Source organism: Streptococcus oralis, from assembly GCF_021497945.1.
Classification (GTDB): domain Bacteria; phylum Bacillota; class Bacilli; order Lactobacillales; family Streptococcaceae; genus Streptococcus; species Streptococcus oralis_BR.
This window is the reverse complement of the sequence record NZ_CP046524.1, coordinates 874,544-892,501: the sequence shown is the minus strand read 5'-3', so window position 1 is coordinate 892,501 and position 17,958 is coordinate 874,544. Positions and strand designations below refer to the sequence as shown.

Annotated in this window: 15 protein-coding genes and 1 tRNA gene; all 16 read right to left on the bottom strand. The window is 38.9% G+C overall.

Annotated features, from left to right (window positions below; genetic code table 11):
- Positions 1-14: 14 nt before the first annotated feature.
- Positions 15-980 (bottom strand): site-specific tyrosine recombinase/integron integrase, encoded by a 966-nt coding sequence (gene xerA / locus GOM47_RS04605; protein ID WP_200371320.1) that lies wholly within the window; start codon positions 978-980, stop codon positions 15-17.
- 121 nt (positions 981-1,101) lie between these two features.
- On the bottom strand, positions 1,102-1,515 hold the full coding sequence (locus GOM47_RS04600; RefSeq protein WP_235081202.1) for a type II toxin-antitoxin system death-on-curing family toxin: 414 nt from the start codon (positions 1,513-1,515) through the stop codon (positions 1,102-1,104).
- On the bottom strand, positions 1,512-1,748 hold the full coding sequence (locus GOM47_RS04595) for an AbrB family transcriptional regulator (protein WP_000260600.1): 237 nt from the start codon (positions 1,746-1,748) through the stop codon (positions 1,512-1,514). The genes GOM47_RS04600 and GOM47_RS04595 overlap by 4 nt, the downstream gene beginning before the upstream one ends.
- Positions 1,749-1,830: 82 nt before the next feature.
- Entirely contained in the window at positions 1,831-2,976 is a 1,146-nt protein-coding gene (locus GOM47_RS04590; RefSeq protein ID WP_235081201.1) for a restriction endonuclease subunit S, read from the bottom strand.
- Complete coding sequence (locus GOM47_RS04585; protein WP_235081200.1) at positions 2,973-3,509, bottom strand: restriction endonuclease subunit S; 537 nt, start codon at positions 3,507-3,509, stop codon at positions 2,973-2,975. Before GOM47_RS04585 ends, GOM47_RS04590 begins: the two co-directional genes overlap by 4 nt.
- A gap of 12 nt (positions 3,510-3,521) precedes the next feature.
- On the bottom strand, positions 3,522-5,015 hold the full coding sequence (locus GOM47_RS04580; RefSeq protein WP_084859845.1) for a type I restriction-modification system subunit M: 1,494 nt from the start codon (positions 5,013-5,015) through the stop codon (positions 3,522-3,524).
- Positions 5,016-5,164: 149 nt separating this feature from the next.
- On the bottom strand, positions 5,165-6,091 hold the full coding sequence (locus tag GOM47_RS04575) for a bifunctional riboflavin kinase/FAD synthetase (protein ID WP_235081199.1): 927 nt from the start codon (positions 6,089-6,091) through the stop codon (positions 5,165-5,167).
- A 143-nt stretch (positions 6,092-6,234) separates the two neighbouring features.
- Positions 6,235-9,774: a chromosome segregation protein SMC gene (gene smc, locus GOM47_RS04570; RefSeq protein ID WP_235081198.1), complete on the bottom strand. Its 3,540-nt coding sequence runs from the start codon at positions 9,772-9,774 to the stop codon at positions 6,235-6,237.
- Positions 9,765-10,463 carry a ribonuclease III gene (rnc, locus tag GOM47_RS04565; protein WP_000661472.1) on the bottom strand — a complete coding sequence of 233 codons (699 nt, stop codon included), beginning with the start codon at positions 10,461-10,463 and terminating at the stop codon, positions 9,765-9,767. The genes smc and rnc overlap by 10 nt, the downstream gene beginning before the upstream one ends.
- A 172-nt stretch (positions 10,464-10,635) precedes the next feature.
- Positions 10,636-10,707, bottom strand: a tRNA-Arg gene (locus GOM47_RS04560).
- Positions 10,708-10,774: 67 nt separating this feature from the next.
- Positions 10,775-11,761 carry a GMP reductase gene (locus tag GOM47_RS04555; protein ID WP_000931191.1) on the bottom strand — a complete coding sequence of 329 codons (987 nt, stop codon included), beginning with the start codon at positions 11,759-11,761 and terminating at the stop codon, positions 10,775-10,777.
- A gap of 278 nt (positions 11,762-12,039) precedes the next feature.
- On the bottom strand, positions 12,040-12,762 hold the full coding sequence (locus tag GOM47_RS04550; protein ID WP_235081197.1) for a hypothetical protein: 723 nt from the start codon (positions 12,760-12,762) through the stop codon (positions 12,040-12,042).
- Positions 12,763-12,823: 61 nt separating this feature from the next.
- Positions 12,824-13,987 (bottom strand): TPM domain-containing protein, encoded by a 1,164-nt coding sequence (locus tag GOM47_RS04545; RefSeq protein ID WP_235081196.1) that lies wholly within the window; start codon positions 13,985-13,987, stop codon positions 12,824-12,826.
- Positions 13,988-13,997: 10 nt separating this feature from the next.
- Complete coding sequence (locus GOM47_RS04540) at positions 13,998-15,083, bottom strand: hypothetical protein (RefSeq protein ID WP_235081195.1); 1,086 nt, start codon at positions 15,081-15,083, stop codon at positions 13,998-14,000.
- 48 nt (positions 15,084-15,131) lie between these two features.
- Positions 15,132-16,448, bottom strand: coding sequence for an SPFH domain-containing protein (locus tag GOM47_RS04535; protein ID WP_235081194.1), 1,317 nt, complete (start codon positions 16,446-16,448; stop codon positions 15,132-15,134).
- 706 nt (positions 16,449-17,154) lie between these two features.
- Positions 17,155-17,934: an L-threonylcarbamoyladenylate synthase gene (locus tag GOM47_RS04530; RefSeq protein WP_235081193.1), complete on the bottom strand. Its 780-nt coding sequence runs from the start codon at positions 17,932-17,934 to the stop codon at positions 17,155-17,157.
- Positions 17,935-17,958 lie beyond the last annotated feature (24 nt).

Sequence of the window (17,958 nt, the reverse complement as noted above, 5' to 3'; positions counted from 1 at the left end):
ATCGGGATTTGCAGTTAAGAGATGAATTTTTGGTGTGAATGTTTGACATTGCTTTGGTTAACCATAGCATAGGCCAGGGTTGTATCAATTTTGCTGTGACCAAGTAGTTTTTGGACTTGCTCAATAGGCATTCCTTTATCAATAGCCTTTGTCGCTAGGGTTCTTCTGAATTTATGTGGATGAACCTTTTGTATTCCAAGTTTTTGTCCTAACTTTCTCAATCGAATCTCGACACCAGCAATTCCAAGTCTCTGGGCTTTTCCAAGTAGCGTTACAAAAAGAGCTGGATGACCATCTTTTCTATCATTGAGATAGTTTCTTAAATGAATTTTCGTACGAGCATCAAAATATACGGGTCTTTCCTTTTTACCTTTTCCAAAAACAACGCACTCTCTGTTTTCAAAATCAATATCAGAACGATTCAACTGGACCAGTTCACCTACACGCATACCTGTTGATGCTAGTAGATCAATCATTGCCAAATCTCTTAAATTTTCACAATTATCTCTCATAATTTCCAGATGTTCGTCCGTATAAGTTTCTTTCACAGTTTGTTCTGTTTTAATTTTTTTAATCCTTCGAATAGGATTCTTGATGATATATTCCTCTTGCTCAAGCCAAGCAAAAAAAGAGGACAATATACGCCGAATATTGTCCAAATTCGCCTTACTACAGTCCTTTTCAGACTGATAATTTGCTAAATAACTCCTTAAATCATCTGTTGTCAGTTGTGTCACAGATTCCTTAATATGATGAAACAAATTTTCAATTGTTCTCTGGTAATAACGTATTGTTTTTGCGCTACAGCCCTCCACCTGCTTAGCAGTTATAAATAGTTGCAACAGATTATTATTTGAATACTTCTGCTTCTTTTTTCCATCCACTAGATGGCGTTCTAAACTCTCTCGCAATGCTAATAATTGTTCATTGTTTAAAAAGGGTAACATTTCTTGTATGATAATTGTAACTTTTGATTCCATAAATTCTCACTTTCATTATTACTCATCAATAAAAAGAGACAATATCAGTTTCTGCATTTCAGAATTCTAATATTGTCTGTTTATTTATTTTCTTATGCTCATTTCAATCCAGCATACTATCTTACTTTTTGACCTTTTCTCTGACAGAATGTTGAGAAACCCATTTAGAGTATCTTATCATTTTTTCATCAGTCAAAGCTTCTACCGCTATAGTCACACACATATCAACCGCTTCTTCCACGGAAACAATAAAGTGATAACCATTTAATTGTAAAAACTTCACCAAAACAAAGAAAGCTGTTCGTTTATTGGCATTGGCAAAGACATGCTTCTTTATCAATTGTACAAATAATATTGTTGCTTTATCAAAAATTGTTGGATAAAGAGGTTTGCCAAAAACAAATTGTTCTGGTAAGTTCACAATCATATTTAACGCTGAAGGACTAACTGTTTGAATTTGCTCATTTTGAGAATACCGTTGAATTACTAAAGCATTGATTTTTTCAATTTGCTTTTCTGTTAGATAGACTGTCATTTTTCCACCAAAGCTTTGAAAACATCGTCGTATTCATCAAAAATTGTATCCAATTTTAAATTAAAGGCATCATCAGAAACATAAGAGACCTGATGATCCAATTCTTCAGGAGTAAAGATAATTTCGCCACTTGGTAACAATTTTGCTTCGTATTTAACACCGCTTGGAATATTGAATTCACTTGGAATCGTAATGGTGATTGAATTTCCTTGTTTTCTTGTTTTTACGACCATCTGATTTCCTCCTTTGAAGTATTATAACAAATAATTACGGTAATTACAACGATAGTGTAAAACTGCTATTTCATCTCAGATCTTAACCGAAATATTCCTGCATAAGTGATTTTTTCAAGGTTTCCAATTCTTCCAGAGATTTTTGAATTGCCAATTGTGATTTGTCAACCTGAGCTACAAAGTCTGCGAATTCGTTTTGGAGGGAAAGAGGGGGAAGGGGAAGTAATATTTTTTTTATTTTTGTTATTGGTAACTGAGGCTGAGCACTGCCAGATATTAATCGTTTATAATAATTATCATCCTTTAAAACATAAAGGATAAATTGCCTATTTAATTCAGTTTTCTTAGCACGCAAAATTACCATACCTGAATTAATACGTAAATGATCATAACTAATCGATTCATCATAGTAGGCCACATTTCCAATGGTACCTCTTGTTGTCAAAACTATATCATGACGTTCTAATTTACCTTTCCTAAGTAATTTGTCCTTTGTTTCAGTGATAAATTGCTTTATATTAAATGAAAATCCGTTTTTTGTAACATTCTTTGCATTTAAAAATAAACAATATTCTTCATCAAACAACTCATCTGATTTCGGATAATTTTTGCCCCTGTCGCCATCTATAATATCAAATAAGTTATCAAGACTTTCAAATCGCTTATTTTTCCCAAACATCTCGTTAAATCGGGATTTTACAAGGTTTGAGAGTTCTATGAGTTGCTGATTACGCTGAGTAATTATTTGATTTATTTTAGTTAAATTATTACAAATTTCTTGCTGGATACTATTTTCAACAATAGGGACCTCTATATTTTTCAAGTAAGTTAAATTAATATTATTCTGAGCTACTCCTCTACTATCGTTTTTTACTCTATTTTTAATAGAAAGAAGAAAAAAATAAAGATAATCTTTTAATACTTTTTCAGACTTTAAATGTAAACCTGCTATAGCCTGATTTGTTGCAGCATCAATATCTAATATAGCTACCTCACCAATAGTAGCAAAAATAGTATACAGTATCGTACCTCTTGAAAATAATTTTGCTGAGGAAAACTGCAACCCTAATTCTGTAATATGTTCTTCAACTTTAGAAATGTATTTTGAATTTATATCTTTTATTTTTACCCAGGGAATATTACCTTGAACCCAAAATTCTTTTTTATTTCTTGAAGGAGTTCCTCCTGCTTGTATCTCACAAATTTCCCCTAACTTCACTTTCTTCATGCAACCACCTCCTCGAAATATCGGGATTTGACGATCTCGTTATATTTTTGAATTTGTGTTTCCTTTTTTGTAATCAATTTCTGTATGTCAGATATTTTTTTTGAGATACTAATCTGTGTATGATAATTTGGTAAACTAATCTCAATTTTATCTAAAGAGGATTTTGTCAACTTCCCTCTAGTTGAACCTGTGATATATGACGTTAAATCTAAATAATCAAGAGTAAGTTTGATATAGTTAATATCAATACCTGTTTTCATTTTAAGCACATGGGCATGATTATTAACCCAACACTTTTCATTCATCACATAAGTACATTCCTCATCTTTACCCCAATTGCCACCATCCTCGGCAATACAAAGGATTTCTTCATTTTCGTCAAAAATATATTCATCTATATAATCAATAATATTATTTGCACCACAATACGGATATTTTTTTGAGAACGATTTCTCTGATCGTTGAAGATTGTTAAGAGGTTTCCTACGATTATCTATATTAATTGTCACTTCCCCCAACTTCACTTTTTTCATACATCCATCTCCCTACTTGAGTAATTCTTCTAACTCTGCCAAGCCAGCTTGAATTTCTTTTTCTAGATCATTAATTTTCTTTAAGATGACTTCTGTTGGTTCATACTCAACTTTTTCATACTCAATTTCTTTGTATTTATTGATCGATAAATCATAATCATTATCCTTTATCTCATCGACTGGAACAAAGAAAGACTGATCCGTTCTCTTACGTTCTGCTTCGTTGTCAAGTTGATGGAAACGTTGAATAATATCTGGAATATCATTGTCACTGATCGGTTGTCGTTTATCATCCAAACTTAAACCATCTGCTTTCATATCGTAAAACCAGACCTTATCCGTTCCACCATTTCCAGTTTTTGTAAAGATGAGAATGGCAGTTGAAACTCCAGCATAAGGTTTGAAAACGCCACTTGGCATTGATATTACAGCATCCAATTTATGATTCTCTACAATTTCCTGACGAATTCCTTTATGGGCTTTAGAAGAACCAAAGAGGACACCGTCAGGTACAATAACTGCTGCACGTCCCCCTGGTTTCAATGTACGCAAGAAAAGAGCAAGGAAAAGTAATTCTGTTTTTTTGGTTTTTACAGTTGCAAGGAGATCATTTGAAGTTGAATCGTAGTCAAGCGATCCCTTAAATGGAGGATTTGCTAACACTAAAGTGTATTTATCTGCTTCTTCATTATCTTGAGATAGTGAGTCAAGATAACTAATTTGTGGATTTTCCACTCCATGCAGCATCATGTTCATTGCACCAAGTCTAAGCATAGTTGTATCCGTATCATTCCCATGAAACATAATGTTATGAAAATGGTTGATATTATCTGGATTGGTTTCCCATTCATCTTTTTTACGCTTTAAGTAACGGCTAGCAGATACTAAGAAACCCGCAGACCCCATAGCAGGATCTGAGATAATATCCTTGATAGTTGGTTGCATCAACTCAACCATCATATCGATGATGTGACGAGGTGTACGAAATTGTCCATTTTTACCTGCGGTTGACAATTTTGATAGCAGATATTCATAGATGTCGCCAATATCATTAATCCCCTGCGTGTCACTATCAAAGTCTATACCTGAGTCTCTGGTTGGAAATTCATCTAATATAGAAATCACCTTTTGGAGCGTAGCAGGTTTATTTATTTGAAAGATAGCTTCACGCATATAACGTGAAAAAGCTGTATCATCAGTATCACCCTTAAGATTCTTCATAAATGGAAAAATCTCCTGTGTCATTAAACGATAGACTTCCTGAGCATCTCCCATATTTTTAAAAGTCGACCAACGGTATTCAGGTTTGTCTTTTGGGAAAATTCCCTCATAAGAAATTCCTAGAAACTCAGCATCACTTTCGCGTCCAAGTTCGACACTATCCAAATCCTTCATAAATAGAAGATAAGTCAATTGTTCAATATTTGTTAGAGGATTTGCATTTCCTTCAGTCCACAGCATTTCCCACAGCTGATCAATTTTATTTTTTAATTCGCCTGTAATCATACTAGTCTCTTTTCTTTGGTTTTAAAGTTATGAATATCACTATTTTAACAGATTTTCAATCAACCTTCAATTATGTTTCTCTCTATAAAAATTTCTTTCAAAAATAAAAAAAAGCAAACACAAAATAGGGTTCACTTTTTTAAACTTTTCTACTCTCCATCCTTCCAGTTCCGAGCAATTTCTTCGTCTTTCTGGAGTTGGTCTACGAGCTCGTCGATGGAGTCAAATTTAACCATATCACGGACACGGTCCAGCCAGTAGACCATGACTGTCTCACCATAAATATCATCTGAAAAATCAAAAATATTGACTTCAAAACGTGGTTCTTCTCCATCGAAAGTAACATTTTTCCCAACACTTGCCATGCCACGATATCTCTGACGTTGCACTTCGACATCGACTACATAGACACCATCTGCCGGCATATAAGTTCGATCTCTGAGGACCAGATTGGCTGTTGGATAACCGATAGTACGCCCACGGGCATTTCCATGAACGACCATGCCACGGGTTGGGAGAGGTGTGCCTAGTAGATGGTTGACTTCCTTGACATCTCCATCAAGAATAGCTTGACGAATTCGTGTGGAACTAATCTTTCCTTTTTCGTCCTCAACCGGAGGAACAATGATAATCTCTCCATCAAAATAATCCTTCAGATCATCCGCAGTTTTCTTATCTGAACCAAAGGTGTAATCAAATCCCGCTACGATAATCGCTGGTTTTAAAGCTCGAACATAGGTATCAAAGAATTCTTGACCCGTTAAACTAGCAAATTTGCTACTAAAGTCAAGTAAGAAGAGAGCCTCTACTCCGTGCCACTTCATCTTGTGCTCTCGTTCCTCATGATTGACGATATGAAGCATGAGCTCAGGTTGGTAAGGTTGTAAGGCAAGTTTTGGCGACTCTGTAAAGGTCATCACGACAACTGGCAGATAGTCCTTCATAGAAGCCTTACTGGCTACTTCAAAGAGTTTCTGATGCCCCTTGTGGATGCCATCAAAATAACCTAGTACAAGGACTGTTTTTCCGGGTACTGCAATGTCTTTTTCGTTCTTAATAGGTACTGTTGTAATCATGAAACTATTATATCATAGAGCAAGTCTTTTCGCTAAGAGGAAATCCCAAATGTCGTTTTTTGCGCCTAAACTGACCTTGATAGACAATTCAAGCTATGAGTTTTAAAAAATAGCACCTCCTAAGAGATGCTATCGTTTGGTAACTAGTCTATTGTTTCCTCTAAATCTTTTAACTTAACCGAAACAATCTTTGACACACCTGATTCTTGCATGGTAACTCCATAGATAGAATCCGCAGCCGCCATGGTCCCCTTACGGTGGGTCACGACGATAAACTGACTATCCTTGTCAAAGCGGTTGAGGTAATCCCCAAAACGTTTAACATTGGCTTCGTCTAGTGCCGCCTCTACCTCATCCAAGATAACAAAAGGAATCGTCTTGACTCGAATGATTGAGAACAACAAGGCCAGAGCCGAAAGGGCTTTTTCACCACCACTCATGAGGTTGAGAGACTGGATTTTCTTACCTGGTGGTTGAACAGAAATCTCTACACCAGCTGTTAAAAGATCGCCCTCAGTTAATATCAAATCTGCCTGACCTCCACCAAACATCTGTCTAAAGGTCACTTTAAAGGACTCACGAATAGCCTCAAAGGTTGATTTAAAGCGTTCCTTAACCTCATCATTCATCTCTGTGATGGTCTCAAGGAGCAGGTTTTTAGCAGACAAAATATCATCTCGTTGGCTATTGAGGAAATCCAAACGGTTGTGGACTTCTTCGTACTGTTCAATAGCATCCAAGTTGACAGGGCCGAGAGAACGAATAGCCTTCTCAAGATCTTTAACCTCTTGCTCTGCCAGATTGAGATTTTCCAACTCATGTGCTTTTTCTAGAGCCTCGGTATAGCTGATCTGATACTGCTCAGTTAATTGAGCTTGTAGATAGCGCAATCGTTCGCTGACCTTTTCTTTCTTGGCTTCAGCACGTGTTTGTTTGCGAATCCACTCTTCATTTTGCTGACGAGCTTGATCCAAATGGCTGGCAATATCATCCAGCTGGCCTTCGATATCATCCAACTCAAACTGCTTGCGAATCAAACCTTGTTGGAGGTTTGTTTTCTGAGTTTTGGCCTCTTCCGCCTGCTGACTTAGCAGATCCGTATCAACCTTCTCAAGATTATCAACCTTTTCTTGGAGAAGACGCTGGATTTCCTCTTGCTCGATATCCAGATTATCCAGTTCCTTGCCTAAGCGTTCAATATCAGTCACTTCGTACCGCTTTTGTCCTTGCAGTTCTGACTTAAGCAAGCGCGCTTGCGCTACTTGTTCCTGCAAGTTTTGATAGCGTTCTTGAATAGCGTTTTTATTGGACTTAATCTCTTCAATCTCAGCTTCTAGATTTTGCTTTTCACTGGCAATGGTAGCAAGGCGCTCTTGGCATTTTTCCTTGTCTGCTTGCCAATCTTCTTCAGTAAGGCGATTTAATTCCTCTTCTTGAAGTTTCCAAAGAGTTTCTAACTCTTCCACTTGCTGATTGGTTTGTTGATAAGCAAGGTACAAGCCTTGCTCCTGAATACGAGCTTGCTCACCTTGTGATTTGATGGCTTCTAATCTTTCTGTCAATACTACCATCTCATCTTGCAATATCTTCAAACTTTCTTCATCTTTACGCAAGCTCGCTTCTTCCTCAGCAATTTCTTTTTGTAATTGCTCTAGTTCTGGCTTGATGAAGATACTGTTATTCTGGCGATTGGCACCACCTGCATAGGAACCACCTGTACGCAACTCTGTCCCATCCAGTGTCACCATACGAACTTGGTAACGAACTTGGCGAGCTGCGGCACGCGCATGTTCTACAGTATCAAAGATAGCCGTTGTGGCTAGCAAGTTCTTGAAAATGGCTTCTAATCTCTTGTCAAACGACACCAAGTCATCAGCCATACCAAGGAAGCCTGGACTTGCTGCGATAGCATCTTGATTCTGACTAGAAATCGCACGAGCCTTGATAGTCGTCAATGGAAGGAAGGTCGCACGACCAGCTCTGTTGCGCTTGAGGAAATCAATTGCCTTAGTTGCCGCTTTTTCATCTTCTACGATGATGTGCTGACTGCTTAATCCAAGCGCAATTTCTAGGGCAGTTTGATAGTGCACATCAAAAGTCAGATGTTCACTAACCGCACCAATTATCCCACCTAAGCGGTCTTTTTCTTGGAGAACACTCTTAACACCCGCGTAAAAGTTACTATGATTTCTAAGGATATTCTCTAAACTTTGGGCTCTAGCCTGCTTATTTTTGAGACTATCCAGACGGTCAAAGAGTTGGCTCTGCTGAGCTTGGTAAGAAACTTTCTGATCATCTTGTTCCTTGGCACTAGCTTGGTAGTCAGCCAATAATCTCTGAACCTGCTCCTTGGCAGTTTCAAGCTCTGACTTTTGCTGACTTGCTTTCTTTTTAGCTGTAGCCAATTGTTCTTTCAGTTTCTCAAGTTGATCTGCTTGTTTTTGAGATAGCTGACGGCTGTTCTCTAGTTCATTCTCGATGCGGGTCAGTTGGTTTGAGACATCCGCTTCTTCTTGTAAAAGAGCGACAAAGCGTTCGCGTAAGAGCTCGATCATCTGGTCAGGATCATCTGAAAAAGCTAGCAATTCTGCTTCTAAACGATTGAGTTCCTTGTTATTTTCAGCTAGTTCTTCCTCTAACTGTGCCAGATTTGCTTCTTTTTCAGTCTTCTCTGTACTTAGAGTCTTTCTCTTGTCTTCCAAAGTAGTCAAACGTGCTTGTGCTTCTTGTTGATTGAGGGCCACCTGCTCGGACTCCAGTTTTGATAGGGCTAATTTTCGTTCTAAATCACTGATCAGATTCGTCAGATCCATCAAACTTCCTTGGTCTTTGGACATTTGAGCTTGGAGATCTTGGCGTTTCTTTTTAAGAGTTTGATTTTCTTCTTCTAACTCTTCACGCTTTTGATAATAACTAGTCAAAAGTTCCTGAACCTGAGTTAGTTCTTCTTCCGTCAGCTCTAGTTCAGCCTTGTTTTCCTTAATCTGAGCGACCAAAACATCCAAGTAAATAGCCTTGCGTTGACCATCCAAGTCGAGAAACTTCCGAGCATTCTCAGCTTGTTTTGCCAGAGGCTTGATTTGATTGTCCAACTCATAGATAATATCCTCTAAACGGTCTAGATTGTCCTGAGTTTGTTGCAGTTTGCTCTCTGTTTCTTTTCGACGAGTCTTGTATTTTAAAACTCCAGCTGCTTCTTCAAAAATAGCTCGACGTTCTTCAGGCTTGGAATTAAAAATCTCCTCAACCTTCCCTTGGGAAATAATAGAGAAGGAATCTCGTCCCAATCCCGTATCCAAGAAAAGGTCATGTACATCACGAAGACGGACTTTTTTACCATCAATTCGATACTCGCTATCACCACTACGATAGATATGGCGTTCTACCTTAATGACTTGCCCTGCATCCTTGATAAAACCATCTTCATTATCCAAAGTCACGACAACCGAAGCATAATTGAGTGGTTTGCGACTTTCAGTTCCAGCAAAGATAACGTCGGGCATCTTGCCACCACGAAGGCTCTTAACACTGGACTCTCCCAAGGCCCATCGCAGACTTTCTGTGATGTTTGACTTCCCAGAACCATTAGGCCCAACGACAGCTGTCACACCTTGGTCAAAAACGACCTTTGTCTTGTCAGCAAAGGACTTGAATCCCTGAATCTCAATTTCCTTTAAATACATGAATCCAGCCCCTTCTCAACTGCATTTTTTGCGGCCTCTTGCTCTGCCAATTTTTTAGAACGCCCTTGACCTTTTCCAATACTCTTACCTTCAACCAGGACTTCTACATCAAAAACCTTATCATGAGCAGGTCCCGTTTCAGAGGTCACCTGGTAGCGAATATCTACATCTCCATTGACCTGGAGCAACTCTTGCAGATGTGTCTTATAATCCTTAATCATTTCAAAGTCACCTGCTTCAACCTTGGGAATCATAACCTGATAGATAAACTCTTTTACCCTAGCCACATCCTTGTCTAAAAGCAAAGCACCCAGAAAGGCTTCAAAGGCATCTCCAAGAATGGTGTCACGATTGCGCCCACCAGACTTTTCTTCCCCTTTCCCCAGCTTGATAAACTGATCAAACTGGCAATCACGCGCAAAACCAGCTAAACTCTCCTCACGGACAATCATGGCACGGAGTTTTGATAAGTCACCCTCTGGCTTCTTAGGATATTTTTTATACAGATACTCTGAAATCAATAATTGCAGAACAGCGTCTCCTAAAAATTCCAAGCGCTCATTGTGTGAAATTTTTAAGAGGCGGTGCTCATTGGCATAACTTGTATGAGTAAAGGCCGTTTCCAGTAAGTTTTTGTCTGCAAATTCGATTGCAAAACGCTTCTTCAGTACAGTTTGTAATTCTTTCATACTGACCTCTTTCTAATAATTACGATCCTTTCTATTATAACAAAAAAAGTCCTCTGAGTCACTTTAAAACGGGACTAGGGGAGAGTGGGGTCGTTTTTGAAAAAAGATTTCCAATTTTGGAGGCAATATAAAGAAAAAAGCCTTATTTAAAGGCTTTTTTAGGCTGTTTACATCCACCCTGAGGGAATCGAACCCCCATCTTAAGAACCGGAATCTTACGTGATATCCATTACACTAAGGGTGGAAACTTGTTTTATTATAACAGAAATTTGCTCTAATAACAAGTTTTTTATGGGTAGACTAAGCGTCCATTAGTGAGAAGCATCCCCATTCCAGATAGAGTTTTTCACGATAACATAATCAACGTGCTTGAGGTCAGCTACCTTGCGTCCACCTGCGTAGGAAATGGCACTTTGCAAATCCTGCTCCATCTCAGTAAGGGTGTCTTGCAAATGCCCTTTAGCAGGCAGTAAGATGCGTTTGCCTTCCACGTTTTTATAAGCTCCTTTTTGGTATTGAGAAGCTGAACCATAGTATTCTTTGAACTGTTCGCCATCGACTTCAATCGTTTTCCCTGGGCTTTCGATGTGTCCTGCAAAAAGGGAACCAATCATGACCATGCTAGCACCGAAACGGATAGACTTGGCAATGTCACCGTGTGTACGAATCCCACCATCAGCAATAATCGGTTTGCGAGCAGCTTTTGCACACCAGCGAAGAGCAGCCAACTGCCAACCACCTGTCCCAAAACCAGTCTTGACCTTGGTGATACAAACCTTACCAGGACCGATTCCAACCTTAGTAGCATCGGCACCAGCATTTTCCAATTCACGCACAGCTTCTGGTGTGCCCACATTTCCAGCAATGACAAAAGTATCTGGTAATTCTTTCTTGATGTGTTGAATCATAGAAATCACGCTATCCGCATGACCATGGGCAATATCAATCGTGATATACTCAGGAGCATCAGCCTTGAGCTGGCTAACAAAGTCATACTCGTAATCCTTGACACCAACAGAAATGGAAGCAATGAGCCCTTGATCGTGCATGCGCTTGATAAAAGGAATGCGCCCCGCTTCATCAAAACGGTGCATAATGTAAAAGTAACCGCCTTTAGCAAGTTGCTCTGCTACGTTCTCATCCAAAATCGTCTGCATATTTGCTGGCACAACAGGTAGTTTAAAAGTGTGTTTTCCAAACGTAATGCTTGTATCCGCTTCTGAACGGCTTTTAATGACACATTTATTTGGGATCAACTGAATATCTTCGTAATCAAAAATTGGAAATTCATTTAACATATCGATGTCTCGTTTCTTTTGTAATGACCTACCTATGCCTTCGCATCACTACGTCTTTTCCCGACGTTTCCTTGATTAATTCTACACCAAAGTACAGATTTTGTCAATTTTTAAAACAAACATTCTATAAACGTTCGTTTTTTATCGCAATCAAAATCTTCTGAAAATCACTAAAAATTATTAGATTCGTAAATTATAGCTGATAACTACCTTAGCCAATCCAAAAGTGCGATGACAGTTCCATACCATCACCGCACTGATTTAGCCCATTTATTATTCTAATCTCCTTTAGATGATTTCATTGTAAAGGTATAATACTTATCTCCGCTATAAGTTATTTTAAAGACCCCATCTTTTTGTTCACTGTATAGACTCGCATTTCCAGCAACCTTACCTTCAAATATAATGGTACCCGTCACATAACTCCAATTAGGAGTGGCAATTACTTCTCCTTTATAGGTGATTGTAGAAGTATGATCTGCCTTTAAAGTTGCCTTCAAGGAATCTGGTGCTATTTCTCCAGATGCGTCTGCATCCATTACATCCGCTACAGACGCGCCTATCCAGTCTCCTAAGAGGGCTTTCTCTTCTTCTGGCAAGAAGTTCTCAGGTTTCGCTGCATCTGTTCCTTCTTTTGCAAGTTTCACATCCATTGAAGTTCCGACAAGCTCTTTCAATATGCTTTCAAATGTAATCGTATCCTTACCAAGCTTGCCAACCATATCAGTATTTTCAATAGTAAGAGTTAACGTGTTATCATCATTTTTCCATTTACCTTCTGCAGTTGTTCCTTCTACATTTAGTTTCGCCTTGCCTCCACTCATCAATTCGAGTTTGAAGCCAGCCATATCATCACCAGAGAGGGTTACTCCCATGGCCGTACCACTAACAGCTACGTATTTACCCACTAAGGCATCGTCCGCTCTACCACCTGATTTTCCACAAGCTCCAAGCGTGATAAGTAACAGAAGTGCCAATATCAAGCTAAATAATTTTTTCATTTTACTTCCCTTTCTCCTAAAATAGATTTGAAAGTCTATCTCATTCACTCATCTATTCTAATCAAAACTTGCCTCCTGAACCACCGTGAGTTCTTCCTGATGAAGATGTATGAGTACTGCTACCTCCAGAAGAAGATTTGCTCTCTTTGGGACGCGCCACCTTATCAACCGTTTTATATAGAAACTTTTCTTCTGCTTGAGTGACAGTGAGACTATTTTCTACAATATAATTTGTCGCTGCCACATCTGGATCCACACTTTTGAGTTGACCAGCCATACTTGAAACAACTACAAAGGCTGTGACAAGACCTACACCTAGAGATAGGGGCACCCATATCCAACTTAGCGGTTCCTTAGGAAGATTCCCTTTGTCATAAGGTTTATCTGTCTTAGCCTGCGTTAAGAACTTATCGCTCAGTTCTGCAAAACTGCTAAATGCTTGCTCATATTCTCCGTTGCTTAGTTTCGGAACGAACCGATCAGACATATATTCTAAACCTGCATCGGTAAATGCTCGAATCGCATAACCTGTTGTGGTGATATGCCAATCCCGTTCCTTCATACTTAACAACAACAATAAACCACTATGGTCCTCACCCTGACCATAACCATTATAGTCAAAATAATCATCTGCAAAGGCTTCTGGTGTCTTCCCTCCCAGATCCTTGACAGTCACAATAACAAGGTCACATTTCTGCCGCTCACTAATCTCATCAAGTTTACTTAATAAATCTTTTTCTTCTGCATCACTCAGTAAATCCGCTTCATCCACGAGACGCTTCAGGGGTCCAAACTTAGCAGCAATAGCAGTCAAACTACGGTGGGCACTGTCATACCAACTACTATTGCTATGATAAACTCCTTTGATAAAGGTATCCCAAAAATCTCCCAGAAGCTCTTTTGCTTTTCCCTTGTAGCAGATAGTTCTATAATCTTTAGACTTCCCTATTATCAGAAGAATAGCATCTTCCTTCCCTTTCTTGAAGAAATCCGTTGTATATTGAGTTACATCATCATAAGAGTCAGCAATGAGCAGATAAGATTTGAACTGATGCTCTTTGTAAATAGCTTGTGCTTCTTCTTCTAGTTTGCTTTTCTCATTGGATGATAGGAGGCCGGCCTCATCATAAATTAAAGTTTGACTTGACATGTCAGCTGACACAATCCCAATCAAGGTAAAAGCGAGAAAAACCGCAAGAAGGAATGACAGTAGTTTTTTCATCATATCTTCCTCCTTACATTAGATAAATCAACCAAACGATGCCATAGCAAACAATAAAAGTAAGCATTGCAATCGTCATAAAATAGCGCCAGTAGACTCGTTTATCCAAGGGAAGGTTGCCTACAAATTTTCCTGTTTGACCATTCATAGCAAAAACGTACTTTTCATTATTCCAAGTTGTGTTTAACAACCAGACTGGATAAAGGACATACTTGGCTTTGCTATTTTTAAACTCAACATGGCTACTTTCTGGAGTTACCATTGTAAAGCCTTTAACTGTTTCCGCAAATCTATCTTCAGTACTCCTTTTAGCCCGTTTATTAGCGTGGGTGATACTTTCTTCTGCCGTCACATCATAACGCTCGGCCAAATAACCTGCTAAATAGGCTGTTTGAAAGTCAACTGCTTTTGAAACATCAAAAGGTTCAATGGATTCCATCAAGGTATTGTCCATACTTTTAGAACCGTCAACAGGTAGATGAGAAAAGGCTAACTGACCAGAACGAAGGACAGAGTAAAATTCAGTTTGGGTGTAATTGTAATCTTTGTCACTCCAAGTCGTTACCCTAGTTGCTTTGTACTTAATATCCGCATCCGCTTCTGTATTAAATAACCAAAATGGCACGTAAACACCCTTTACTTCATCAATATGGTTCTGATCCTTAAAAATTTTTGGCAATAAACGCTTGCCGAGAAGATGCTTGTTAAGCGCTTCTCTGGCAGCTTTTTTATCCAGTTTAAACGGAATAACCAACTCTGGTTTCAAATCACCTACCAGACGTTCCTTGAGAACAACTGGATTATCACAATAAGGGCAAGTTGTCGCAGCAGTATTTTCATCAGCAATCAATTGTCCACCACAGGAATTGCAAATAAAGACGTTCAGCTGTTCATCATCCTCTTGCCATTCTTCAGTAGAGTAGGTTGTTGAAGTTGACTCAGTAGAAGACTGTACATCTACCAAACCTTCATCCATGTGCTTGAGACTTTCCATTTCATATTCAGAGTCACAGTAAGGACACTTCATTTTTTGGATTTTCGTATCAAAGGCTAAAGCACCACCGCAACAAGGACATTTGTATTCTAAATTATCAGCCATGTCATCATCTCCTCTCCCGACACTAAGCCAATCTAGAGTTGTCTTGTTCTAAAACGTTGACCCGCATTCAGGACAGAATTTCGGTGCCTGGCCAGAATCTGGAACTTTCCAACCACAGTTACTACAGTGTTTTACTTGATGAACTGCAGGTTTTGGACTTCCACAATTTGAACAGAATTTACCTGTATTTGGTGTACCACATGAACAAGTCCAATTATTGTCCACCGGTTTTGGACTGCCACACTCCGGACAGAATTTGCCCATAGCCTCATGTCCATTTGGACAGATCCACTTATTGACATTCGGAGTGGCAGTTGCTGCTTGATTGGTTGCTTGTGCTTGGTTAGCAGCCTGTTCTTGTCCCATAGCAAAGAGATTTTGTGCATTCATGCCACCGCCTGCATTGGCTGCCATGCCAAAGCCCATAAAGCCAGTCATAGCTCCTGCTTCATTGCTTGCGGCTGCCTTCATAGCGTCTGCCTGTGCACCAACTAAGGTTGCGGCCGCCATAGTCGGATCTTTCATAATAGCAGTACGTTGAGCCTGCTTAATCATTTCGGCATCTTCTTCTGGGAGAGTAACAGAACCGAGTGCAATGCTAATGACTTTAAGACCACGAAGTTGACCCCATTTTTCTGAGAGAGTTTCATTGAGGGCATTTTCTAATTCTGTATTGTGGCTGACAATTTGATTCGGTCTCAATTCCATATCAGATAACTTAGCAAAAGAAGGTTGCAAGGCGCTGATAAATTCAGTTTTCAACTGTGAGTCAATTTCTTCACGCAAATACTCTCTTTCAACATTTCCACAAACATTTGTATAAAACAAAAGTGGGTCAACGATCTTGTAAGAATAAACACCTGAGCATCGAACAGAAACGTCAAGGTCTAAACCAATCTTAGAATCTACCACACGAAATGGAATTGGGTTTGGTGTACCGAATTTATTATCAATTAATTCTTTTGTATTGAAATAATACACACGCTGATCTTTGCCAGTATCGCCACCATAAGTGAAACGTTTCCCAATTTGTTTGAAAGTATCCTTGATAGAATTTCCAAGATTTCCTGTAAAAATACTTGGTTCACTGGAGGCATCATAAGTGAACTCACCTGGTTCGGCACAAACCTCTACAACCTTACCTTGCTCAACAATCATCATACACTGACCATCAGCTACCGCAATACCTGAACCATTGGAAATAATATTATCACTGCCCTTAGTATTGGATGATCGACCCGAGACCCGCTTTTGCCCCTTGACAACCATGACAGATTTGTCCATAGACTCACAATAGAAAAATTCTTTCCATTGATCGGCTAATACACCACCTACAGCTCCTAGACCTGCTTTGATAAGTCCCATATTGTACCTCTTTTCTTTTTATCAGTGAGCCATTAATAACTCACTTGCCTACCGCCTTTCTATTTAAATAATCCTTTCCACCTCCCATTCATTGTGATTACTGGTATGAGCGATTCTATGCATATCGACTATTAAAAATATTGTTGACAACTAGTCAATTATAACTCAAAAAAGCCCACTTAGATCCCGACTGCAAGTAGCAAAACATGCGAAGGGAGTCTAAATGAGCCACTTACAGTATAATTCTAGCTGTCATCAGCTACAACTCTCAGTAAGCTAACAAGGAGAGTGTAGAAAGCGAAAGAACGACGTTAAATGGATAATTCTAATATTTATATGATGATGGTGAGGTTCTATCAGCTTGTTTTCAGTAGACAAACTACTCGTAAAACCTCTTAAACAGTATCTTGGACTTTTAAGCACTCAAATGCCACTTAGTCTTTATATATTAAGCGAATGGTAATCTGTATAAATCAGGGTCTCCTAATGATAAATCCCACTAATAAACCACCTTACTTCAAACTCACTTTAAAATGTAATCGTTACCAATTTCTATCTTTATTTTACCTTTTTTTCTAGGATTTTGCATGTTCTATACTGAATTTTTAAAATTTTTAGACAATTGTTTTCATTGTGTCTAATTAATTCTCAGAAATCACTATATATAAAAACATGTGAAAGGATAGGCTTTTAGGGTCTACTCAGCTTAATAATATTCACCCTGACGGTAGTCCCATGAGTTAAAGGTATCTGACAGATGCATCATGATTTTATCAATATCAAGTCCTTTACGGATTACAACCGGTGCTGGTGAAGTTGAGCGTGCTCCGCCTTGTTCTGGGATAAGCTTGCCGTCTTTATCAACCATAGACACCATCACACCTTGCTCGTAGCGAGTTTCAATCGTTTTGTCAGGTTGGATAGAGGCCACATAGTCTTCTGCTTCGATGACAAGGTCCACTGCTCCTTCGATACGTTCTCCGATACCTTCCACCTTACCACGATTTCCTTTTCCAGATGGGTTGGCTGATGAGGCATAGACCATTTTACCTTCTTCCCAAAGTTTAGCAGCCAACTGTTCACCAGCTTTACCAAACTTGATGACAAAACAGCTAGTACCACGAACGTCTGTCATGAGTTCTTCACGACCATCACCGTATGCTTTCAATTTCTCAAAGGCTTCTGGTTTCCATGGAAGGATACAACCTAGAAGAATGTCTTCGTCCCAATGTTTTTGGTAGAAGGCTTCAATTTCTGGATTGAGTTGTGCTAAAGCGCGAAGCTCATCCATGCTTCCACAAAGTACAACACCTGGTTTGTTACGGTTACGCTCTTTAGCTTCAAACTTACGCTCAAGTCCTGCCTTATCGCTAGTCATGATAATGTAACCGACTTTAGTAGGACAAACGATACATCCGCCCTCACCTTTTAAAATTTCATAGCCTTCTTGAGAAAGTGTTCCCTTCCATTGAATGTGTTTTGTCATAATTCTATAGTTCCTTTTCTATTT